The sequence below is a fragment of the Priestia sp. ST2 genome (assembly GCF_055810735.1).
In genome coordinates this window covers 1-20,428 of the sequence record NZ_JBVVNT010000011.1, presented here as the reverse complement: position 1 = coordinate 20,428, position 20,428 = coordinate 1, and the positions used below count along the sequence as shown (strand labels likewise).

Here is a 20,428-nt window from a genome sequence, read left to right as displayed (position 1 = left end):
TAAGTAAAAGGCTGTTCTTTCTTAAGAATAGTCTTTTTTTGTTTTTTCAGAAAAGTATATACAAATGTCATACATCTTTGGGGAGGTACATCTATGAAAAAAATTCGTTTTGGTTTGGCTACGCAGATTTTTACCGGATTAATCCTCGGTGTTCTTGTAGGGGTAATTTGGTTTAACGATCCGCGTGTAGTAACATACCTACAGCCGCTAGGAGACCTATTTTTAAGATTAATTAAGATGATTGTTATTCCAATTGTTATCTCAAGCTTAGTCGTTGGAGTTGCAGGAGCAGGGAGCGGCAAACAGGTCGGAAAGCTGGGCGTTAAAACCATTCTCTATTTTGAAATTATTACGACTTTTGCAATTATAATCGGTGTATTGGTTGCTAATATTTTTCATCCAGGGCAAGGTGTAGACATTCATTCAGCACAGAAGAGTGATATTTCACAATATGTTGAAACATCCAAACAGCAAGAAGGAAAGTCAGTGGCTGAAACTTTCTTACACATTGTTCCAACAAACTTTTTCCAGTCAATTGTTGAAGGAGATATGCTAGCAATTATCTTCTTTACAGTGTTATTTGCACTAGGAGTAGCGGCAATTGGGGAAAGAGGAAAGCCAGTTGTACAATTCTTCGACGGCGTTTCTCACGCAATGTTTCACGTGGTAAACCTTGTAATGAAAGTGGCGCCAATTGGTGTATTTGCTTTAATTGGTGTAACAGTTTCAAAATTCGGCTTAGAGTCACTCCTTTCATTAGGAAAGCTTGTTATCTTAGTTTACTTAGCGTTAATTTTCTTCCTACTTGTTGTATTAGGAGGAATCGCGAAATGGGCAGGAATTAACATTTTCCACTTATTCCGCTATATGAAAGATGAACTGTTGTTAGCATACAGTACATCTAGTTCTGAGACAGTTCTTCCGCGAATTATGGAAAAACTTGAAAAGATGGGCTGTCCAAAAGCTATCGTATCGTTCGTTGTACCAATTGGTTATACATTTAACCTAGATGGTTCCGTTCTTTATCAAGCGATTGCAGCGTTATTCTTAGCGCAGGTGTACGGTATTGATTTAACGATCGTTCAACAGCTGACGCTCATTCTGGTATTGATGGTTACATCTAAAGGAATGGCTGCCGTGCCAGGAACATCATTTGTTGTATTACTGGCTACTCTTGGAACAATCGGGGTTCCGGCAGAAGGATTAGCCTTCATTGCTGGAGTAGACAGAATCATGGATATGGCACGTACGGTTGTTAACTTAGTAGGAAACACACTAGCAGCAATTGTGATGTCTAAATCTGAAGGCAAATTTGACCCTAAAAAAGGTACAGAGGTCATGAGAGCCGGCTAATTTATAAATTAAAAAGCTACTTATTCTATTCAAAAAATTAGAATAAGTAGCTTTTTTAATAATAATTCCTTTATTATTATGGAAATTGACCCTATAATATGTAACATCAGGTATAAATATATTCAAATTTTATTCTTACATAAAAGCAGTCACTGGTTCCTTTCTTTATCAATAAATATAGAGATAGCTTAGCTAGTTGGGGGATAGTAGAGTATGTGGAAAAAGCGAATATGGGTCATCGCCTCGATAGTAATCGTATGTTTGTTAATCCCTTACAGTTTACCGATTGTGTTTGCTTTATTAACAGCATTAGCGCTTGAGGGTATTGTTCAAAAATTGCATCAATCTTTTAAAATGAAGAGAGTCTACGCAGTGCTTATGACCTTCATTTTATATGTTGTTTCGCTCATACTTATTGGATTTTTTATTGTTCGGACAATCGTTACGCAAGTGGTTGCTCTTTCAAAGATAGCGCCTTCCTTTGTAAAAGAAATCTATGAAACCGCGATTTATCCAACTATTATTAAGTGGAAATACTATTCAAACGCTCTTCCTACAGAAGTGATTTCTTCTATCGAGCGCACGCTTGAAAAAACCGTAAATTCATTAGATTCTCTATTAAAAAGTACCGTGGAAATCATCATTAGCTTTGCTGCTACTGTTCCTGGGTTTCTACTAGAGTTTCTTATTTATTTAGTAGCGCTTGTATTTATCAGCCTTGAGCTGCCTGCTATTAAAAATAAAATTAAGTCATTTTTAACAGAAGAAACGAAATATAAGCTACAAGTTGTCATCACTCAGCTTATCCAAGCGGGGGTTGGTTTTATTAAGGCACAAATTATCTTAAGTGTCATGACGTTTGTAATGGCTTATGTAGGGCTTTGGCTATTAGATGTTCCGTATACCGCGCTGCTTAGTTTATTAATTGTAATTGTCGATATCTTACCAATCCTTGGGACGGGCTCGGTGCTCGTTCCATGGGGGATTTTTGCTCTTACGCAAGGGCATGACTCATTAGCAATCGGCTTATTTATTCTATTTGGAGTCATTACGGTAGTAAGACGTGTAGTAGAACCAAAAGTATTTTCTACAAATATGGGTATTTCACCTTTGGCTGCATTAGTTAGTTTGTACATTGGATTTAAACTTTTAGGCTTTGTCGGATTATTTTTAGGACCGGCTTTAGTTATTTTATACGATGCTCTTCGTAAAGTAGGTATTATTCAAATTAACTTTAAACTATAAAAGCGCTGGATAAAACTAGCGCTTTTTTTTATTGAAACTTTTGTAGTACGTAATACGTAAAGAGGGAAAGGAAAAAACTATGCCGCGTTGGTTTTTATCTATCAATCGGCTAAATTATAGTTTTGCAGTCTTAGATTTAATGACATGAGGAGGAGAATTTTTGTTAGAGTCGGTTTTACTTTCTTTAATTGAAGCGCTAAAACAGCTCTCTTATTTTGGCGTAATTCTAGCATTAACGTTTGAGTTTGTCCCGGCAGAGCTTGTTTTACCTTTAGTAGGGTATTGGGTGTACCAAGGTGATATGAACTTGTATCTGGCTATCCTTGCAGGTACAGTAGGCGGTGTTTGTGGACCGTTGACTCTTTATGCACTGGGACGTTACGGTGGACGACCGCTGGTTTTAAAATATGGAAAATATTTTTTGGTGAAAGAAAAAGAAATTGACGCCGCCGATCGCTTTTTTAATAAGTACGGCAGCGGGGTTGCTTTTTTTGGACGCTTTATTCCAGGAGTGCGCACGGCTATCTCTTTTCCGTGCGGGATGGCAAAAATGAATGTATGGCTGTTTTCTATTTATACATTTGTGGCGATGCTTCCAGTAACGGCTATTTACGTATATTTAGGATATAAGTTAGGACCTAAGTGGAAAGAGGTGGGGCCGATTGTGTCTCAATATATGCAGCCTATTGGAATCGGAATTGTTGTTTTAATTGCACTGTTTTTTATCATTAAATATGTGCGGAATAAACAAGTAGGGCAGAGCTGATAAATCGAGGAAAAGAGTGAGGATATGTCAGAGTATGAGCAGTTAAGAGTAGAGTTACGAAAAATTGAAAAGTGGGAGAAAGACCAAAAAGGACTTTTTTTCTGGGAGCGGCTGGCTCGTTTGCCTTTTTCAGCTTTAGATAAAGTAACGCCAAAGTTCATTCATCAAAAAATAGAAAAATTATTAGATGAAATTGCTAAGTATGTTGATAATGGAGGCCAGTATTTAGCTAATACGTCTGCCACGCTAGAAAAAGCATCAGCACAATTACAAGAAAAGAAACAGCTTTCGATAGAGGATATTCAGCATTTATCTCTGCAAGAAATGGATGAATTGGCAGAGCATTTTATTGAAGTCCGAAAAAAGAATGCACAGCTTCAAGGAGCTACAACCGGTATAGGCGGGATTTTTACACTAGCTATTGATGTTCCTTTTGTATTAGGGCTTACACTTAAGACACTGCAAGAAGTGGCTGTTTCTTATGGTTACGACCCCACTGAGCAAGAGGAACGAATTTTCATGGTCAAATGCATGCAGTTTTCGTCTTCTGACATTGTAGGGAAACGTGCGATTTTAGAAGAATTAGCAAGCGGAAATCGAACGCAGAGCTTGCAGCAGCTGCAAGGGTGGAGAGAAGTGTTTCTAACCTACAGGGACAACTTGGGCTGGAAAAAGCTGTTCCAAATGATTCCTATAGCAGGAATGGTATTTGGAGCGTATATTAACAAACAAGCAATTAGCGATATAGGGGAAGTTGGAATGATGCTTTATCGTAAAAGACGTATTTTGGAAAAAGTCTCACAATCGCAAAAATAAAAAGAGACTGGTACGAAAGTATTTTAGTTGAAGAAAAATCCGAACGAGTTTGATTCTTGGTTGAGAATCAAATACGTTCGGATTTTTCCATTGGTATAGTAAATGTAGCTTTCATGTGTTAAGTCTATTTCCTTAATCAAAATGAAAAGTAGGAATGGTAATAGTATTTTTTCGTCTGGCAATCAGTAAATAAATAATTCCGATTATACTCCATACAATACCGATAAATAAGGATGTTTTTTCTAAGTTAAGCCACATAAAAAATAAAAATAAGCTGCCGAGTAAAGGCATAAGTACATATGAAATATATCCACTGAGAGATCGTTTGTTTTGTTGAATAAAATAATGGATAAAAACCGCTATGTTCACTGAACTGAACGCAATTAAAGCACCAAAATTAATTAAAGAGGTAGCTTTTTCAAGAGACAGACCTAGTGAAATTAAAGAGAGGCCACCAATAATCACTACGTTCCAAACAGGCGTCTTTGTTTTAGGGTGAATATAGCCAAAAATTCCCCGAGGCAGATAACCATCTTTCCCAATTGCATAGAGAAGTCTTGATGCACTCATATGTGAGACAAGTCCAGAAGCAATAGTTGAAGTCAAGGCCGCTGCTACAAAAATAGATTGAAAAAGCTGGCCGCCAATTTTATAAGCGATCTCCGCTGATGCACCTTCTAAATCATGAAACAAAGAGGCTGAAGGGAAAAGAAGCTGCGCAGAGTAAGAAACCGTGATAAATAAGGCGCCTCCCGTACACGCAATAATAAGAATCCCTTTAGGAATGGTTTTCTCAGGCTTAAGTGTTTCTTCGGCCATAGTGGTTACAGCATCAAATCCTAAAAAAGAAAAGCATAAAATAGCTGCTCCGTTTAATAACAGAGATATAGAGGCCGATTCACTTATAAACGGTTTAAATGATAGCTCTTGGCCTTGAGTTGTAGCACTTAAAATAATAAAGATAATAGCGACTAAAATTTGAAAAGCAACTAATAGCGTACCAAAAGAAACGGTTAAATGAACGCTGAAAATATTTATTATGGTCATGATGACAACAAAGCTGATAATCCATACGGCCTTTGGAACACCTGGAAACAGAGAGCTTAGGTAAATATTTGTCAAAAGCGCATTAATCATTGGCAGAAATAGATAATCAAGAAGAGCCGTCCATCCTACCAAAAAACCAATGCTTGGATTCATTACTTGCTGTGCGTATGTATAAGAGGAACCAGCTCCGGGAAAAGCTTTTACCATCCTTCCGTAACTAATGGCTGTAAATAAAATAGCGATCAACGTGAATGCATAAGCGCCTGAAACATGTCCATCTGTTGATTCAGTTACAATGCCAAATGTATCAAAAACGGCCATAGGTGCCATGTAGCCTAACCCTATCACAACGATATGCCATAATTTTAGTTGTTTAAGAAGAGAAGGTTCATGATTCATATTTGTCATCCTTTCTGTGTATAATCATTCTGCATTATTTATTATTATACTATATTATTAAATTTGTCATCTTTTTTTGAAAAAGAAGAGAAAATTGCGGGCTAAGAGATAAAGAGCATTTAATTGATTACTAGATAAAGCAAAAAAATGCTTTTTTTCACTTTGATTTTTACCATTGAGTCTAGAAAGTATTTTACATAAAATGAAAGAAAGTAAAAAAGCTTCGTTTAGGTGATCTACTTGTAATAAATACGAAAATAAATTTTTGAATGCGGTTACATTTTTTGTTGGTGTACAAAATTAAGAATGATGGTGAAGGAGATGAAGGAAGTGATTGCTACACCCTATATAAACTTGGAGATAAACAAGGAACCAGGTGTGCATGTCGTATTGGATGAAACAAAAAAAGATGGTGTTTACTTTATTAAATTAACGGTCAAGTCGGTTAAAAAAAGAATTCTTCCAAAAATGAAATTAAAATGGAGCGTTCCATTGTTAGATATCCAACTGTATAAATCTTTACAAACTAGTAAGGGCGATGTGAATGCCTCTTTTGTTCATTGTTTTATGAATAAGAATGGTTCTAACCGCTACACCATTGCATGTTCAGACATACGTTATCCTATTATGTGTGCTCCTAATTGGAAAGACATGTGTTTAGATGTAGAAATGACCTTATTTAGTGAAAGCACTTGGTCTCTTCATAGCTATGAAACTGAACTGCGAGTAGACACAAGAATGGTTGAAACAGAAGAGTTATTCAAAGGTTTAGCGAAATGGTATGAGAGAAAAGAGATTAATCTAGCATCTGCTTTTGAGCATGCAACGGCAATAGATGAAAAAGGAAATGTCTCGTTAGATATTTGATGGTAAGGAGAGGAATAAAATGGGGATCTTATTTAATGAAGGTACAAAGGAATTTCACCTGCAGGGACGCGATGTAAGTTATATCTTTTCAGTGTTGAGAAACGGGCAGCTCGGTCACTTGTACTATGGAAAAAAGCTTAAGCACCGTTCATCTTTTCAGCATTTTTTACGTGTAGAAACAAGAGGAGCTAGCGCTTCGGTATATGAAGGAGAACTAGCATTTTCTCTTGAAACAATCAAACAAGAGTATCCTTCTTATGGAACAACAGACTTCAGAGAGCCAGCCTATCAACTTCTTCAGCAAAACGGAAGCCGAATCACAAATTTTGAATACGATAACCATAAAATTTACAAAGGCAAGAAGCCATTAAAAGGCTTACCTGCTACATATGTAGAAGAAGAGAGTGAAGCCACAAGTGTAGAAGTTGAACTGATTGATAAATTGCTCAATGCATCACTTATTTTAACGTATACCGTTTACGAAGACCGAAATATTATTACGCGTCACTCACGATTTGAGCATAGAGGAGAAGAACCAGTCGATATTTTGCGTATCATGAGCGGCAGCATTGATTTGCCTACATCAAATTATGAGATGGTTCAGCTTTCCGGTGCGTGGATTCGAGAAAGACACGTGAAAACACGAATGCTTCAGCCTGGTATTCAAAGTATTTCTAGTGCGAGAGGTACAAGCAGCAGTCAGCAAAACCCATTTTTAATTTTAAAAAATCCAGCTGCAACTGAACACAGTGGAGAAGCGTATGGTTTTAGTCTTGTATACAGCGGAAACTTTCTTGGACAAGTGGAAGTAGATCATTATAATGTATCAAGAATAACGATGGGAATTCATCCTTTTGATTTTCAGTGGCGACTAGAGAGTGGAGAAACTTTTCAATCACCAGAACTAGTACTGGCTTATTCAAATAGCGGTCTAAACGGACTTAGCCAAGAGTATCATGAGCTTTATCGCAAGCGTCTAGCTAGAGGAAAATGGCGGGATTTGGAGCGGCCAGTTTTAATTAATAACTGGGAAGCGACGTACTTTGATTTTACCGAAGAGAAAATTGTACATATTGCCAAAGAAGCACAAAAGCTGGGCGTTGAACTTTTCGTATTAGATGACGGCTGGTTTGGCAAGCGTAACGATGATACAACTTCTCTTGGAGACTGGTTTGTAGATAAAAATAAGCTTCCGGGCGGTATGAAGTCATTGGCTCAAAAAGTAACGGATTTAGGTATGGACTTTGGGTTATGGTTTGAACCCGAAATGATTTCAAAGCAAAGCGACTTGTATGAAAAGCATCCAGATTGGTTGATTCATGTGCCAAATCGTCATCAATCTCATGGACGAAATCAATATGTGCTTGATTTTTCAAGAGAAGAAGTAGTGAATTATATCTATGAACGAATGGAAGCTATTTTAAGTGAAGCACCTATCTCTTATATAAAATGGGATATGAATCGAAATATAACAGAGATTGGATCTGTTGGGCTGCCCGCGAACCGTCAGTTTGAAGTAGTACACCGCTATATTTTAGGTGTGTATGATTTGTATGAGCGACTAACAAAGAAGTTCCCGGATATTTTATTTGAATCATGTGCAAGCGGGGGAGCTAGATTTGATCCGGGAATGCTTTATTATGCTCCTCAAGCTTGGACGAGCGATAACACGGACGCGATTGAACGTCTAAAGATTCAGTACGGCACGTCTTTTGCCTATCCAATCAGTTCAATGGGAGCACACGTATCAGCCGTACCAAATCATCAAGTACGCAGAGTAACAAGTCTAGAAACAAGAGGAGACGTTGCGTATTTTGGCGCATTTGGTTATGAGTTAGATGTTACGCTGATGACAGAAGACGAAAAAGAAACGGTAAAAAACCAAATTCAGTATTATAAAAAACACCGATCCCTTATTCAAAATGGCACATTCTATCGATTAAAAAGTCCGTTTGAACAAGATGGAAATGTGACGAGCTGGATGGTTGTTTCATCCAATCAAAAACAGGCAATCATCGGTTATTATCAAGTATTAGCTAGACCAAATCCTTCTTATGAACGCATCGAGCTAAAAGGGCTTCATCCTGATTATGAATATACAGTGATGGAAACAGATCAAACAGCTTATGGAGATGAGCTCATGTACGCAGGAATTACTCTAACTCATGAGTATCCGGGTGTTGAAGCATACGATGAAAAATCTGGAGACTTTGTATCGGTTATTTACACACTGCAAGCGCAATAAGCAAAAAGCCACTTCTATATCATAGAAGTGGCTTTTTTGAGTTAACTATTAATCGTATATTGTTGACATAAAAGGAGAAGTAATGGTAACTTTTAGTTATAATTGTTAACTTTATATTTTTTTAGTTTACTAAAGTGGAGGGGAATCGATGGAAACCACAGGTTTAAGAGATTGGAAAGCACTTGCTCAGTCTATTATTAAAGGGAAAGAAATTACATATAATGAAGCGCTTCAACTTCTTCATGTACCGGATGAAGAAGTGTTAGAGGTCATGAATGCCGCGTACTTAATTCGTCATCATCATTATGGAAAAAAAGTAAAGCTCAATATGATTATTAATACTAAATCGGGTTTATGCCCAGAAGACTGTGGATATTGTTCGCAGTCGATTGTATCAGAAGCACCGATTGATAAGTATGCGTGGTTAACAAAGGAGAAAATTGTAGAAGGTGCTTTTGAAGCTCAAAAAAGAAAAGCAGGTACATATTGTATCGTGGCGTCAGGCCGCCGTCCTACTGATAAAGAAGTAGCGCACGTAGTGGGAGCGGTAAAAGAAATTCGTCAAAAGACAGACTTGAAAATCTGTGCCTGTCTAGGCTTTTTAACAGATGATCAAGCACACGAACTAGTCGAGGCGGGTGTTCATCGCTATAATCATAATTTAAATACTCACGCTGATAACTACGACAGTATTTGTTCTACGCATGGCTATGAAGATCGAGTCGATACGGTTACTACATCTAAAAAAGCAGGTTTGTCACCTTGTTCCGGTGCGATTTTTGGAATGGGCGAGACACATGAACAAGCCGTTGAATTAGCTTTTCAAATTAAAAAGTTAGATGCAGATTCTATTCCATGCAACTTTCTTGTTGCCGTTCCAGGAACGCCTCTAGAAGACAAAAAGGCGTTAAAGCCAATGCAATGCTTAAAGCTGTTAGCGATGATGCGTTTTGTAAATCCAACGAAAGAAATTCGAATTTCAGGAGGCAGAGAAGTCAATCTCAGATCGCTTCAGCCGCTTGGTTTGTTTGCTGCAAATTCAATTTTTGTAGGCGATTATTTAACGACTCAAGGTCAAGAACCTACAGCTGACTGGGGATTAATTGAAGATTTAGGATTTGAAATCGAAGAATGTGCACTGTGAAGTCGTTGAGAAATCAACGGCTTTTTTTATCTTCAGCAGATTTACAGGAACTATACGTTTACTTTACAAAACTCAACAGCTTCTTTATATTGCCTTCACAAATAACCATTATTATAAAACATGTGAACGACAAGTGAATAGTTACTAAGGTTATGAAATTGAGAAACCACAAAAAACAATAGGTCTATATAAACATCCTATGCGTTTTTTGTGGTTTTTTTATAAATGAAAGGAAGGAATCGTTTTGAATAAGGAAGCAGATTTCTTACAACAGCTTGGACAAGATCGTTTAATTGCATCCATTAAAAGTCCGAAAAATTTAGAGCGATTTTTAGAAACAGAGATCCAGGCCGCCTTTTTATTAACGGGCAATATTAGTGTGATTAAACGCTATGTAGATTTACTCAAACAGCATAATCGAATGGTTTTCTTACACATTGAAAAAATTCCGGGAATTAGCTATGACCGGGAAGGGCTTAAATTTCTCGCTAAGTTTGTAAAACCCACAGGGATCGTAACCACTAAAAGTTCACTCATTAATTACGCAAAACAGGAAGGGCTGGTTGCTATTCAGCGACTATTTTTAGTGGATACAGACGCAGTAGCACAAGGGTTAAAAACCGTTCAAAATATTAAACCGGATGCATTAGAACTAATGCCAGGATTGATTCCGGAGATGATAGAGAAAATCGTTAAAAAAATAAGTATCCCTATTATTACAGGTGGACTCATTCAAAATGAAAGCCATATCCAAGCTGCTTTAAAAGCAGGGGCTACGGCAGTTTCTACAGGGAAATCATGGCTATGGAAAAAATATGAATGAGCGAGAAAGGAGCGTTTTTAATGAAAAAAGTAGAGTTAGTTAACGTTGGAAAGTCATACGATCAAAAAACAAATGTCATTCAAGATATTAACGTCACAATTGAACCTGGAGAATTCTTCGTATTAGTAGGTCCTTCAGGATGCGGGAAAAGTACAATGCTGCGAATGATTGCCGGATTAGAAGAAGTCACGCAGGGAGAGTTGCTAATTGGAGATGTAAAAGCAAATAAACTGCTTCCAAGTCAGCGCGATTTGTCCATGGTGTTTCAAAACTATGCTTTATATCCGCATTTGACAGTAGAACAAAATATTCTTTTTGGTCTGCATACAAAGAAGATTTCAAAGCAAGAACAGCAAAAGCGCTGCAGGGAAGCAGCAGAAATGCTTGGTTTAAGTGAATATTTAAAGCGAAAGCCTAGACAGCTTTCGGGAGGACAGCGCCAGCGTGTAGCACTCGCACGTGCTATTGTTACTCATTCGCCTATTTGCCTGATGGATGAGCCGTTATCCAACTTGGATGCAAAGCTGCGAGCAAAAATGAGATCAGAAATTCGCCAGATTCAGCGTAAGTTAGGTATTACGATGATTTATGTCACGCACGATCAAACGGAAGCGATGACGATGGCGGATCGAATGATGATTTTAAATGGAGGTAATATTCAGCAGGTTGGGCGTCCCCTTGATATTTACAATGCACCGGCAAACACGTTCGTAGCGTCGTTTATAGGTTCTCCTCCTATGAACTTATCAAACGTTTCTATAGAAAATAACTTACTCGTTTTTGAAGATAGAAGAGCTATTTCTATGAGTACACCACACAGTAACTTTAGCGGTAAAAAGGAAGTTGTGGTTGGAGTAAGACCTGAGCATGTTCAGCTTGCGACAAACGATAACACCAGCTTTATTGTAGAGATAGATAATGTCGAAATTCTAGGAACAGAAACACTGCTTACATTTCATATGGGTGACAAGCAGTGGATGGCTAAGTGGAACGGTCAATGGAATATAAAAGTGGGAGAGCGCGTCCCTATTTTTATCGATCCAAAACATCTGTTTTTATTTGATAACGATACAGGTTCATGCTTGCACTATGAACCATCAACGGAAGATTTAACTGTAAAGGGGGCATTTGTATGAGTGCTGTTACCAAAACAGCAAACTCGCCTGTTTCTGTTTCATCCAATCCACAAGAAAAGAAGTCAATGCCTAACCTATTGGTAGGATTATCTTACTTGCTGCCATCATTATTATTATTTGGTGTATTTCTTTTCTACCCAATGATTAAGACGTTATATTTAAGTCTTTTTATTACAGATACACAGGGAAATCCCTTGAAATTTGTAGGGCTACAAAATTTCTTTTATCTATTTACAGATCCAAACTTTTTACAAAGTATGAAAGCCACTTTTTTATTTGTACTCTACACGGTGCCTATAGGTTTAATTATTGCCTTATTCCTAGCGCTAATCGCAAATGAAAAGCTCAAAGGAATTGGTTTTTTCAGAACGATGTTTTCATCTACGATGGGAATGAGCGTAGCGGCTTCTTCTGTAATTTGGATGTTTATGTATAACCCGACAATCGGTGTTATCAATAAAGTATTAAATCTTGTAGGAATTCATGATGTGCAGTGGTTATTAGACCCTAAGTATGCGCTGATTGCTGTGTCTATCTCTACGATTTGGATGAACATTGGTTTTACCTTTTTAATCTTACTTGGCGGGTTACAAAATATTGATGAAAAGCTGTATGAAAATGCGCGTATTGCTGGAGTTAGCTATTGGTATCAGCTACGTAAAATTACGCTTCCGATGCTTTCGCCAACGCTGTTTTTTATCATTACCGTTTCGTTTATTAACGCGTTTCAAACGTTTGGACAAATTGACATTTTAACAAAAGGCGGACCTACAGATTCGACAAATGTCATTGTTTATTCAATCTACAAAGATGCATTTGTAAACTATAATGTTGGCTCTGCAAGTGCTCAAGCTACAATTTTGTTTTTCTGTATTCTACTGGTTACGGCTCTTCAATTTAAGCTTGGAGAAAGGAAGGTACATTATCAATGAGCATCACGAGAAAATGGACAACTTACTTGCTACTCATTGCAGCTACTTTAGTATTGATGTTTCCTATCCTATACGCTTTTTCCATTAGTTTTATGAGTGGAGCGGAAGTGTTAGAAGGGAAGATTTGGCCGTCATCTTTTTCATTTGAAAACTATCGGGATGCTTTTGAAAAAGTTCCGCTGCTTCATTATTTAATTAACAGTTTTGCTGTATCTATTTTTGTTATGGCCGGGCAGCTGTTAGTTTCAAGTTTGGCAGCTTTTGCATTTGTATTTATTAAATTTAAAGGAAGAGATACTATCTTCTTTCTCTTTATTTCTACGATGATGATTCCATGGGAAGCAACGATGGTTCCTAACTTTTTAACAGCGCAAAAGCTAGGGTGGATTAATAATTATTTAGGATTAACAATTCCTTTTTTTGCTTTAGCGTTTGGGACATTTTTGTTGCGTCAGCAGTTTAAAACCATTCCGAATGAGTTATATGAAGCTTCTCAAGTTGCAGGGATCAGCCGCTTTCGTTTCTTTTGGAACGTCGTGCTCCCTGTGTCTAAAACAAGTCTAGTTACGCTTGGTGTATATAGCTTTTTAACAACATGGAATATGTATTTATGGCCACTATTAGTGACAAATACAGAGGATGTTCGTACCGTTCAGATTGGTTTAAAACAAATGCAAACGCAGGAGATTTCAACTGATTGGGGAGTGGTTATGGCCGCTGTCGTGGTTGTTATTATACCGACATTATTACTATTATTCCTAGGTCAAAAACGTCTTCAAAAAGGATTAACCCAAGGTGCAATTAAATAGGAGAGTGAATGTGATGAAAAAGATATTGGCTATCGTAACGGCATGCTTGCTAGTTATTCTAGGCGCTTGCTCAAACTCAACTGGTTCTTCGGAAGCGCAAGAAACAAAAAAAACAGCATCAGGTAAAACAGAAGTCGTTTTTTGGCACGCCATGAGCGGTGACCTTGAAAAATCACTCAATAAAATAGTCGATGAGTACAATAAATCTCAGGATAAAGTTGAAGTAAAGCCCGTTTTCCAAGGAACGTATGAGGAAGCACAAACAAAATTTAATACGGTAGCAGGAACTAAAGATGCACCTGCTATCATGCAAACGTTCGAAGTAGGAACGAAATTCATGATAGACAGTGGTAAGGTTCAGCCTGTTCAAAAATTTATTGATGAAGACCACTACGATACTTCACAGTGGGAGAAAAACATTTCAAGCTATTACCAAGTAGATGGAAAGCAATATTCAATGCCGTTCAACTCTTCAACACCGGTTCTTGTTTACAACAAAGATGCCTTTAAAAAAGCAGGGTTAGATCCTGAAAACCCACCAAAAACGTATGATGAATTAAAGGCAGCTGCAAAGAAATTAACAGAGAAACAAGGAAATAAAACATCACAATACGGTTTTTCAATTCTAAATTACGGATGGTTCTTTGAAGAGCTAGTTGCTTCTCAAGGCGGTTTGTATGTAGATCACGAAAACGGTCGTAAAGGGGATGCCGAGAAGGCAGTATTTAATGGAAAAGAAGGACAAAACGCATTTAATTTAATCAATGACATGTACAAAGAAGGTACCTTCTACAATGTAGGGCAAAACTGGGACGATATGCGCGCAGCATTTCAATCTAAAAAAATTGCAATGTTTTTAGATTCATCAGCAGGTATTAAAACATTAGTAGATAATGCTCCATTTCAAGTAGGCGTATCAGATCTTCCTGTGCCAAAGGAAGAGGATCGCCAAGGAGTAGCTATCGGGGGAGCATCTTTATGGATGTCTAAAGGAATTAGTGATGAAACATCTAAAGCGGCGTGGGACTTCATGAAATATTTAGCAACACCAGAAGTTCAGGCAAAATGGCACGTGGAAAGTGGCTATTTTGCGGTTAATCCTAAAGCATATGATCAAGAAATTGTAAAGAAAGAATGGGAAAAATATCCTCAACTAAAAGTGACGGTTGATCAGCTTCATAAAACTAAATCAACTCCGGCAACACAAGGCGCTTTAATTTCGGTATTTCCGGAATCACGCCAAAAGGTAGTAACAGGAATGGAAAGCCTGTACCAGGGAGTAAAGCCGAAACAAGCACTTGATCAAGCAGCAAAAGAAACAAATAGAGCATTAGAAGTAGCCAATCAAAAATAACGTATGATTACGAAGCTCGTCTTTCAAGTTATTTTGAGGACGAGCTTTTTATTTAGTGAATGACTAGTTAGGAGAGACAGAGGACAATGAATAATTCAATTGATCTTTATGCGCATCGCGGCTTTAGCGGACGATATCCTGAAAATACAATGATTGCATTTGAAGAAGCTAGAAAAATGCGAGTTTCAGGTATTGAATTGGATGTACAACTAACCAAAGACGGGGAAATAGTGGTGATTCACGATGAACGAATTGACAGAACGACGAATGGAATGGGATACGTTCAAGAATTTTCGTATAAACAGCTGCGATTATTCGATGCTGGAAGCTGGTATGATTCTCGTTTTTCTAAACAATCGATTCCCACGTTAATAGAAGTGTTTGAGTGGATGATGGACAAAAAGACAGAAATGACCGTGAACATTGAATTAAAAAATGACCAAATTTACTATCCAAAACTTGAGGAAAAAGTTCTTCGTCTAATCGATGAGTTTGATTTAGAAGATCAAGTTATTTTGTCATCTTTTAACTATGATAGCTTGGCTAAAGTGAGATCTCTCCATTCATATATATCAACAGGTTTTTTATTTGAAGGGGTGAGTGAAGATGCGATTGGAAAAGCAAAATCAATAGGAGCGCACCTACACTGTGACATGTCTTTTGCTCTTTCTTCGTACGAGAAAAAAGCAAAGCAAGAAGGATTAGACTTGCGGGTATATACGATTAATGAAATGGATGACTTCTTGAAGCTTCAGCAGGCTTCAGTAGAAGTCGTGATGACAGATTATCCTAATCGCTTTTCCTCTAAGGTGTTCAAAGGATAACATAGAAAGAAGCCGAGACAAAAATATTTGAACCAAAATGAAAAACGAACCATTGATCAAAGTGCTTGATTAGCGGTTCGTTTTTTTTGTTATGGTAAACGTAGGTTTCATGTGTGTAGGTCTTTCTAGCAGTTGATTAAAGGGCAAAGCGAAGACTCCTGCGGGAAAAGCGGAACAGGTGAGACCCCGCAGGAGTCTTCGCCTTGCATGGAAATCAACTGCGGTGTAACAAGCGGTTCAGCTCATGTATCCCATTTGTTCGTCTTTAGGTTTTAAGTTCGTTATGTCGCACTCTCTTTTTATACAAAAAAATATTTTTCTATTCTGAATAGTATAAAAGTTATATTGTGAAATTGTTCTATAGATGATATATTGAGAATAGATTATAATGTTCCTTATGAAAGCGAATACATGTTGCGTAGCTCCGCAAACGTTCATTTGCCGGTCCCTAGCATCGTCTGTTATCTCTTTTAGGAGGAATAAAAAATCATGTATGATCAAGATACTATCTATATTATTGGAGATGCCAAAGCTCCTCAAAGCAATCCGATTACTAAAAAGTTCAATCAGTATTTTTTAGGATTGGTAGTTGATAAAACAAATGGAAAAATTATTGATGTGGAATGCTCAGCGACGATTGAGTTAACCGTTCGATTTGTTCAATCAATTTTTATTGGACGCCACATAAGTGATCCCACCCTTATAGACGACATTAACAGCCGCTACTTCGGGTCTTCCCAAAAAGCGCTGGTGGTAGCGTTTCATGATGCACAGAAAAAATATCAGCAAATAACAGCTGCTTTGTCTACATAGACCTAGACGAAATCCAGCCTGACGTTTTCAAACGTTGGGCTGGATTTTGTTTTGTATAAAAACATTTTCGGGGAGATGAAGGGGGAAGAATAAATGATTCAAGATGGATTTATGTATGTGAGTGTATTAACTGCCTTTGCTGCGCTCATGGTAGGGATTGAAAAAAGATTTAAAGCCAATCGATTTTTTAAATTTATTCCGGGTATTGTACTTATTTATATAGGAGCTGCTCTTATGCAAACGGCAGGGGTATTTGGGGATAGCGAATCAAATGTCGCCATGTATACGGGCGTTAAAAATGCACTGCTTCCGGCCATGCTGATGCTTATGCTGTTAAAGTGTGATGTTCGAAGTGTAATTAAACTTGGTCCAAGAATGCTGGGAGGATTCATCGTTGCGGTTTTTAGCATAATGGTAGGTTTTATCCTCGTCTATGCCATCTTTAAGAATTTCTATGTAGAGGACACGTGGAAAGCTTTTGGTGCTTTATCAGGAAGTTGGACCGGAGGATCAGCTAACATGGTTGCTCTCCAAGGGATTTTGGATGTTCCAGAAAATATATTTGGCTACGCTCTTATGATGGATACGATTAACTATGCTGTATGGGTTATGTTTATGTTTTGGCTTGTACCATTTGCATCTAAATTTAATAAATGGACAAAAGCAGACGTCAGCTTTATTGAGAATAGTATAGATGAAGTCGCAGCAACTTCTGAAAGCGAAAAAGAAGGCCCGCAGTTTCAGCATCTTCTTTATTTACTTGGTCTAGGTTTGTTCGTTTCGGCATTTTCTACATTTATCGGAGGGCGTTTGCCTGAAGTGGGAGCGGTTATTAATGCAACGAGCTGGACGATTATGATTGCTTCTGTGGTTGGTCTAGTGCTTGCTGTAACCCCAGCGGCAAAAATTCCAGGTACGCTCGATGTATCAAACGTTATGTTATACATCGTTATAGCGTTAATTGCTTCTCAATCAGATTTTTCAAATTTAGCTCAGGCTCCTATTTACTTAGTATCTGGTTTTCTTATTATGTTCGTGCACTTAGTGATCATGCTGTTGCTAGCTAAACTATTTAAATATGATTTATTTACGCTCGGAGTAGCAAGTTTAGCTAATATTGGTGGAATGGCGTCTGCTCCAATGCTTGCGGCTGCCTATAACCGTGCACTGATTCCGGTAGGAGTCATTATGGCTCTAATGGGTTCCTTCTTAGGTACTTATTTTGGTATGATGGTCGCCAAAATTTTAGGAGCGATCTAAGAATAAACCAAAAATACGTATGAAAGAATATTTGTGCTGAATCGAAAGGAAGCGATTGAAATGATAATTAAAGACATAACTGTAAAGCATCAAACCATTCCACTGCTCGTTCCGTTTAAAACAGCGCTTCGAACAGCAACAGAGATAGACAGCATAAGTGTAGAGATTCAATTAGAAAACGGAATAAAAGGAAAAGGAGCGGCTTCGCCAACATATGTTATTACAGGCGATTCTTTAGAAGGCATTCAAGCTGCACTTCAAGGACCTATTAAACTAGCGCTAATAGGAGAGGATATACGTCAGTTTCAAAAACTCTTAAAAAAAATTCAAAGCTGCTGTATTCACAATTCAAGTGCTAAAGCAGCTGCTGATATCGCTTTGCATGATGCTTATACAAAGTTTCTTAACATTCCTTTATATGCTTTCTTGGGCGATAAGCAGCCTATCTCTACATGTATGACGATAAGTGTTGATACACCTGAAAAAATGGCTGAAGACGCACAAAAAAGTGCAGCGGACGGATTTGACATTTTAAAAGTAAAGGTAGGTTCAATTCCTGAGCTAGACCTTGAGCGTATTAAACATATTCGATCTGTCATTCCGGATCATGTAAAACTTCGGTTGGATGCAAATCAAGGATGGACTCCAAAACAAGCAGTGCAATTAATTAATAAAATGGAAACTCTCAACTTTGGTATTGAATTGGTAGAACAACCTGTCCCTGCTCATGATTGGGAAGGGTTAAAGTTTGTGACTGAACGAGTAAACGTACCCATTATGGCAGATGAGAGTCTATTTTCTGCCAAAGATGCATTAAGGCTTGTAAGCGGGCGGTACGTGGATCTTTTGAATATTAAGCTAATGAAGTGCGGAGGAATTAATGAAGCAAGAAAAATCGCAAGTATTGCTGAGGCGAACGGTGTTGCATGTATGATTGGAAGCATGATGGAACCATCACTTTCCGTGGGAGCAGCTGCTCATCTGGCAGCCGCTCATCCGAATATCACGTATTTTGATCTAGATGCTCCTCTTTGGCTTTCAACTGAACTGGATGTGTTAAAGTACAGCGGTCAAGAGGTTTTCTTATCAGATCTTCCTGGAATAGGAGAAATCACCGTTCCTATCTCAAAATAAAAGGATAGTAATATAGTAGAAGGAGAGAGACGATGAATATAAAACGTTGGCTTTTAACGGCAACAACAGTTATTTTAGCTACATTTGGGGTTAGTGCAGTTCCTTCTGTTCATGCTTCTGAAGAAAAAGAAACTGCTTATATAGATGTCGCAGCAGCTACTCTGTGGACAGCACCAGACATCTTGCGGGAAGTGGACGCTCCGTCAGCTACTAATCCTGTAGATATGAGAAAGTGGACCACATCGATGAATTTGAAACAGAAGCAGCAGTTATCTAGCGATGGGATGCTTGAGACACAAGCGTTATATGGAAACAAAGTAACGGTTTTAGACGAACAAGGAGACTGGGTCAAAGTAGCTGTAGACGGACAGCCTACTTCTCGAAATGAATTAGGGTATCCCGGATGGATGCCTACTAAACAATTAACCTATAGCAAAAGGTACGAACAGTATGCAAAGAAGCCTTTTGTAATGGTGACGGCTCCGACTACTTATCTATATCATTCGCCTTCTTTGAAAAAGAAAGGTATTGAAGTTAGCTATAATACGCGCTTACCTCTTTTGGCAAAATCAAAGAGTGCATATAAAGTATTAAAACCAAATGGAAAGACAGCATGGATTTCTACAAAAGCAGGAAAAATCTACGCGTCTCAAAAAGATATTCCTGTACCAACTGGCACGGAGCTTGTTGAAAGTGGAAAGGCATTCTTAAATCTTCCATATTTATGGGCTGGCATGAGTGGTTTTGGATTTGACTGCTCTGGATTTACGTTTACGATGTACCAATCCCATGGTATTACGATTCCACGTGACTCAGGGCCACAGTCTAGAGCAGGGCAACCAGTAGATATGAACAACCTTCAACCCGGAGACTTATTGTTTTTTGCCTATAACCAAGGAAAAGGAAGCGTCCACCATGTAGCAATGTATGCGGGAGATGGCATGATGATTCATTCGCCGAACTCCGAGCGGACAGTAGAGATTATTCCTTTAAACACGAAGGGATATATTGAAGAGTATGCAGGTGCACGTCGTTATTTACCTTAATCAGTAAGATAAGAAAGAAGCTCTTTTTGTGAAGGGCTTCTTTTTTAATATAGAGTATAGATAAAAATTAGAAAATTTAGTTTATTTACGTTTAACTACTTCTCAGTAAGGGAAGTAGTTAAACAAGAGAAAAAAATCATTTTTCTTCTTGAAACATATTGACTTTATATGAAAATCGTTATATTATTATAAAGCGTCGTTGAGACATACTTGTAACAACGAAGCTGAAAAAAGAATTTTAAAAAGTTGTTGACATTACGTTGATAACTTGATAAGATAATAAAGTCGCCTAAGAGCGGCGGTTGAACTTTGAAAACTGAACAAAGCGACAAACGTCAACGTTAAATTTTATTTTTTAATTGAGCAAGTCAAACATTTCTTCGGAGAGTTTGATCCTGGCTCAGGATGAACGCTG

19 protein-coding genes are annotated in these 20,428 nt (G+C 37.9%); 18 read left to right on the top strand and 1 reads right to left on the bottom strand.

Annotated features, from left to right (window positions below):
- The first annotated feature begins 93 nt into the window (after positions 1 to 93).
- The 4 genes from AC0KUU_RS27525 to AC0KUU_RS27510 all read left to right on the top strand — a co-directional run bounded on the left by AC0KUU_RS27525 (position 94) and on the right by AC0KUU_RS27510 (position 4,180).
- On the top strand, positions 94 to 1,353 hold the full coding sequence (locus AC0KUU_RS27525) for a cation:dicarboxylate symporter family transporter (protein WP_025753247.1): 1,260 nt from the start codon (positions 94 to 96) through the stop codon (positions 1,351 to 1,353).
- A 213-nt stretch (positions 1,354 to 1,566) separates the two neighbouring features.
- Positions 1,567 to 2,598, top strand: coding sequence for a sporulation integral membrane protein YtvI (gene ytvI, locus AC0KUU_RS27520; RefSeq protein WP_013055188.1), 1,032 nt, complete (start codon positions 1,567 to 1,569; stop codon positions 2,596 to 2,598).
- A 160-nt stretch (positions 2,599 to 2,758) separates the two neighbouring features.
- Positions 2,759 to 3,364 carry a DedA family protein gene (locus AC0KUU_RS27515; RefSeq protein WP_013055189.1) on the top strand — a complete coding sequence of 202 codons (606 nt, stop codon included), beginning with the start codon at positions 2,759 to 2,761 and terminating at the stop codon, positions 3,362 to 3,364.
- A gap of 24 nt (positions 3,365 to 3,388) precedes the next feature.
- Positions 3,389 to 4,180 (top strand): EcsC family protein, encoded by a 792-nt coding sequence (locus AC0KUU_RS27510; protein WP_114897227.1) that lies wholly within the window; start codon positions 3,389 to 3,391, stop codon positions 4,178 to 4,180.
- Between the two features lie 132 nt (positions 4,181 to 4,312).
- On the opposite strand, the gene AC0KUU_RS27505 is transcribed toward AC0KUU_RS27510, so the two are convergent.
- Complete coding sequence (locus AC0KUU_RS27505; protein ID WP_043978109.1) at positions 4,313 to 5,626, bottom strand: APC family permease; 1,314 nt, start codon at positions 5,624 to 5,626, stop codon at positions 4,313 to 4,315.
- A 321-nt stretch (positions 5,627 to 5,947) separates the two neighbouring features.
- Between AC0KUU_RS27505 and AC0KUU_RS27500 the strand changes: the two genes are divergently transcribed.
- The 14 genes from AC0KUU_RS27500 to AC0KUU_RS27435 all read left to right on the top strand — a co-directional run bounded on the left by AC0KUU_RS27500 (position 5,948) and on the right by AC0KUU_RS27435 (position 20,013).
- The gene (locus tag AC0KUU_RS27500) at positions 5,948 to 6,493 is read left to right on the top strand and encodes a hypothetical protein (RefSeq protein ID WP_237075570.1); all 546 of its coding nucleotides are present in this window, start codon (positions 5,948 to 5,950) and stop codon (positions 6,491 to 6,493) included.
- Between the two features lie 19 nt (positions 6,494 to 6,512).
- Positions 6,513 to 8,738, top strand: coding sequence for an alpha-galactosidase (locus AC0KUU_RS27495; RefSeq protein ID WP_043978104.1), 2,226 nt, complete (start codon positions 6,513 to 6,515; stop codon positions 8,736 to 8,738).
- A gap of 148 nt (positions 8,739 to 8,886) precedes the next feature.
- The gene (bioB, locus tag AC0KUU_RS27490) at positions 8,887 to 9,882 is read left to right on the top strand and encodes a biotin synthase BioB (RefSeq protein ID WP_043978101.1); all 996 of its coding nucleotides are present in this window, start codon (positions 8,887 to 8,889) and stop codon (positions 9,880 to 9,882) included.
- Between the two features lie 244 nt (positions 9,883 to 10,126).
- Positions 10,127 to 10,705, top strand: coding sequence for a glycerol-3-phosphate responsive antiterminator (locus tag AC0KUU_RS27485; RefSeq protein ID WP_043978098.1), 579 nt, complete (start codon positions 10,127 to 10,129; stop codon positions 10,703 to 10,705).
- Positions 10,706 to 10,725: 20 nt separating this feature from the next.
- Positions 10,726 to 11,841 carry a sn-glycerol-3-phosphate ABC transporter ATP-binding protein UgpC gene (locus AC0KUU_RS27480; protein WP_162215199.1) on the top strand — a complete coding sequence of 372 codons (1,116 nt, stop codon included), beginning with the start codon at positions 10,726 to 10,728 and terminating at the stop codon, positions 11,839 to 11,841.
- Positions 11,838 to 12,773, top strand: coding sequence for a carbohydrate ABC transporter permease (locus tag AC0KUU_RS27475; RefSeq protein WP_028412674.1), 936 nt, complete (start codon positions 11,838 to 11,840; stop codon positions 12,771 to 12,773). Before AC0KUU_RS27480 ends, AC0KUU_RS27475 begins: the two co-directional genes overlap by 4 nt.
- On the top strand, positions 12,770 to 13,582 hold the full coding sequence (locus tag AC0KUU_RS27470) for a carbohydrate ABC transporter permease (protein WP_043978093.1): 813 nt from the start codon (positions 12,770 to 12,772) through the stop codon (positions 13,580 to 13,582). The genes AC0KUU_RS27475 and AC0KUU_RS27470 overlap by 4 nt, the downstream gene beginning before the upstream one ends.
- A 13-nt stretch (positions 13,583 to 13,595) precedes the next feature.
- Complete coding sequence (locus tag AC0KUU_RS27465; RefSeq protein ID WP_043978090.1) at positions 13,596 to 14,936, top strand: ABC transporter substrate-binding protein; 1,341 nt, start codon at positions 13,596 to 13,598, stop codon at positions 14,934 to 14,936.
- A gap of 86 nt (positions 14,937 to 15,022) precedes the next feature.
- Positions 15,023 to 15,760, top strand: coding sequence for a glycerophosphodiester phosphodiesterase (locus tag AC0KUU_RS27460; protein WP_043978087.1), 738 nt, complete (start codon positions 15,023 to 15,025; stop codon positions 15,758 to 15,760).
- A 132-nt stretch (positions 15,761 to 15,892) separates the two neighbouring features.
- Complete coding sequence (locus AC0KUU_RS27455; RefSeq protein WP_342314838.1) at positions 15,893 to 16,036, top strand: hypothetical protein; 144 nt, start codon at positions 15,893 to 15,895, stop codon at positions 16,034 to 16,036.
- A gap of 213 nt (positions 16,037 to 16,249) precedes the next feature.
- A complete protein-coding gene (locus tag AC0KUU_RS27450) occupies positions 16,250 to 16,573 on the top strand; it encodes a DUF3870 domain-containing protein (RefSeq protein ID WP_028412670.1) in 324 nt (107 codons plus the stop codon).
- 93 nt (positions 16,574 to 16,666) lie between these two features.
- Positions 16,667 to 17,833 carry a DUF819 family protein gene (locus AC0KUU_RS27445; RefSeq protein WP_322551702.1) on the top strand — a complete coding sequence of 389 codons (1,167 nt, stop codon included), beginning with the start codon at positions 16,667 to 16,669 and terminating at the stop codon, positions 17,831 to 17,833.
- Between the two features lie 60 nt (positions 17,834 to 17,893).
- Complete coding sequence (locus tag AC0KUU_RS27440) at positions 17,894 to 18,967, top strand: enolase C-terminal domain-like protein (RefSeq protein ID WP_165575604.1); 1,074 nt, start codon at positions 17,894 to 17,896, stop codon at positions 18,965 to 18,967.
- Between the two features lie 32 nt (positions 18,968 to 18,999).
- Entirely contained in the window at positions 19,000 to 20,013 is a 1,014-nt protein-coding gene (locus AC0KUU_RS27435) for a C40 family peptidase (RefSeq protein WP_097824830.1), read from the top strand.
- Positions 20,014 to 20,428: the final 415 nt, after the last annotated feature.

Excerpts from the sequence above, each read along its gene's own strand:
- AC0KUU_RS27525 (WP_025753247.1), top strand. The coding sequence starts at position 94 with ATGAAAAAAATTCGTTTTGGTTTGGCTACGCAGATTTTTACCGGATTA.
- ytvI (WP_013055188.1), top strand. The coding sequence starts at position 1,567 with ATGTGGAAAAAGCGAATATGGGTCATCGCCTCGATAGTAATCGTATGT.
- AC0KUU_RS27510 (WP_114897227.1), top strand. The coding sequence starts at position 3,389 with ATGTCAGAGTATGAGCAGTTAAGAGTAGAGTTACGAAAAATTGAAAAG.
- AC0KUU_RS27505 (WP_043978109.1), bottom strand. The coding sequence starts at position 5,626 with ATGAATCATGAACCTTCTCTTCTTAAACAACTAAAATTATGGCATATC.
- AC0KUU_RS27500 (WP_237075570.1), top strand. The coding sequence starts at position 5,948 with ATGAAGGAAGTGATTGCTACACCCTATATAAACTTGGAGATAAACAAG.
- AC0KUU_RS27495 (WP_043978104.1), top strand. The coding sequence starts at position 6,513 with ATGGGGATCTTATTTAATGAAGGTACAAAGGAATTTCACCTGCAGGGA.
- bioB (WP_043978101.1), top strand. The coding sequence starts at position 8,887 with ATGGAAACCACAGGTTTAAGAGATTGGAAAGCACTTGCTCAGTCTATT.
- AC0KUU_RS27480 (WP_162215199.1), top strand. The coding sequence starts at position 10,726 with ATGAAAAAAGTAGAGTTAGTTAACGTTGGAAAGTCATACGATCAAAAA.
- AC0KUU_RS27475 (WP_028412674.1), top strand. The coding sequence starts at position 11,838 with ATGAGTGCTGTTACCAAAACAGCAAACTCGCCTGTTTCTGTTTCATCC.
- AC0KUU_RS27470 (WP_043978093.1), top strand. The coding sequence starts at position 12,770 with ATGAGCATCACGAGAAAATGGACAACTTACTTGCTACTCATTGCAGCT.
- AC0KUU_RS27465 (WP_043978090.1), top strand. The coding sequence starts at position 13,596 with ATGAAAAAGATATTGGCTATCGTAACGGCATGCTTGCTAGTTATTCTA.
- AC0KUU_RS27460 (WP_043978087.1), top strand. The coding sequence starts at position 15,023 with ATGAATAATTCAATTGATCTTTATGCGCATCGCGGCTTTAGCGGACGA.
- AC0KUU_RS27450 (WP_028412670.1), top strand. The coding sequence starts at position 16,250 with ATGTATGATCAAGATACTATCTATATTATTGGAGATGCCAAAGCTCCT.
- AC0KUU_RS27445 (WP_322551702.1), top strand. The coding sequence starts at position 16,667 with ATGATTCAAGATGGATTTATGTATGTGAGTGTATTAACTGCCTTTGCT.
- AC0KUU_RS27440 (WP_165575604.1), top strand. The coding sequence starts at position 17,894 with ATGATAATTAAAGACATAACTGTAAAGCATCAAACCATTCCACTGCTC.
- AC0KUU_RS27435 (WP_097824830.1), top strand. The coding sequence starts at position 19,000 with ATGAATATAAAACGTTGGCTTTTAACGGCAACAACAGTTATTTTAGCT.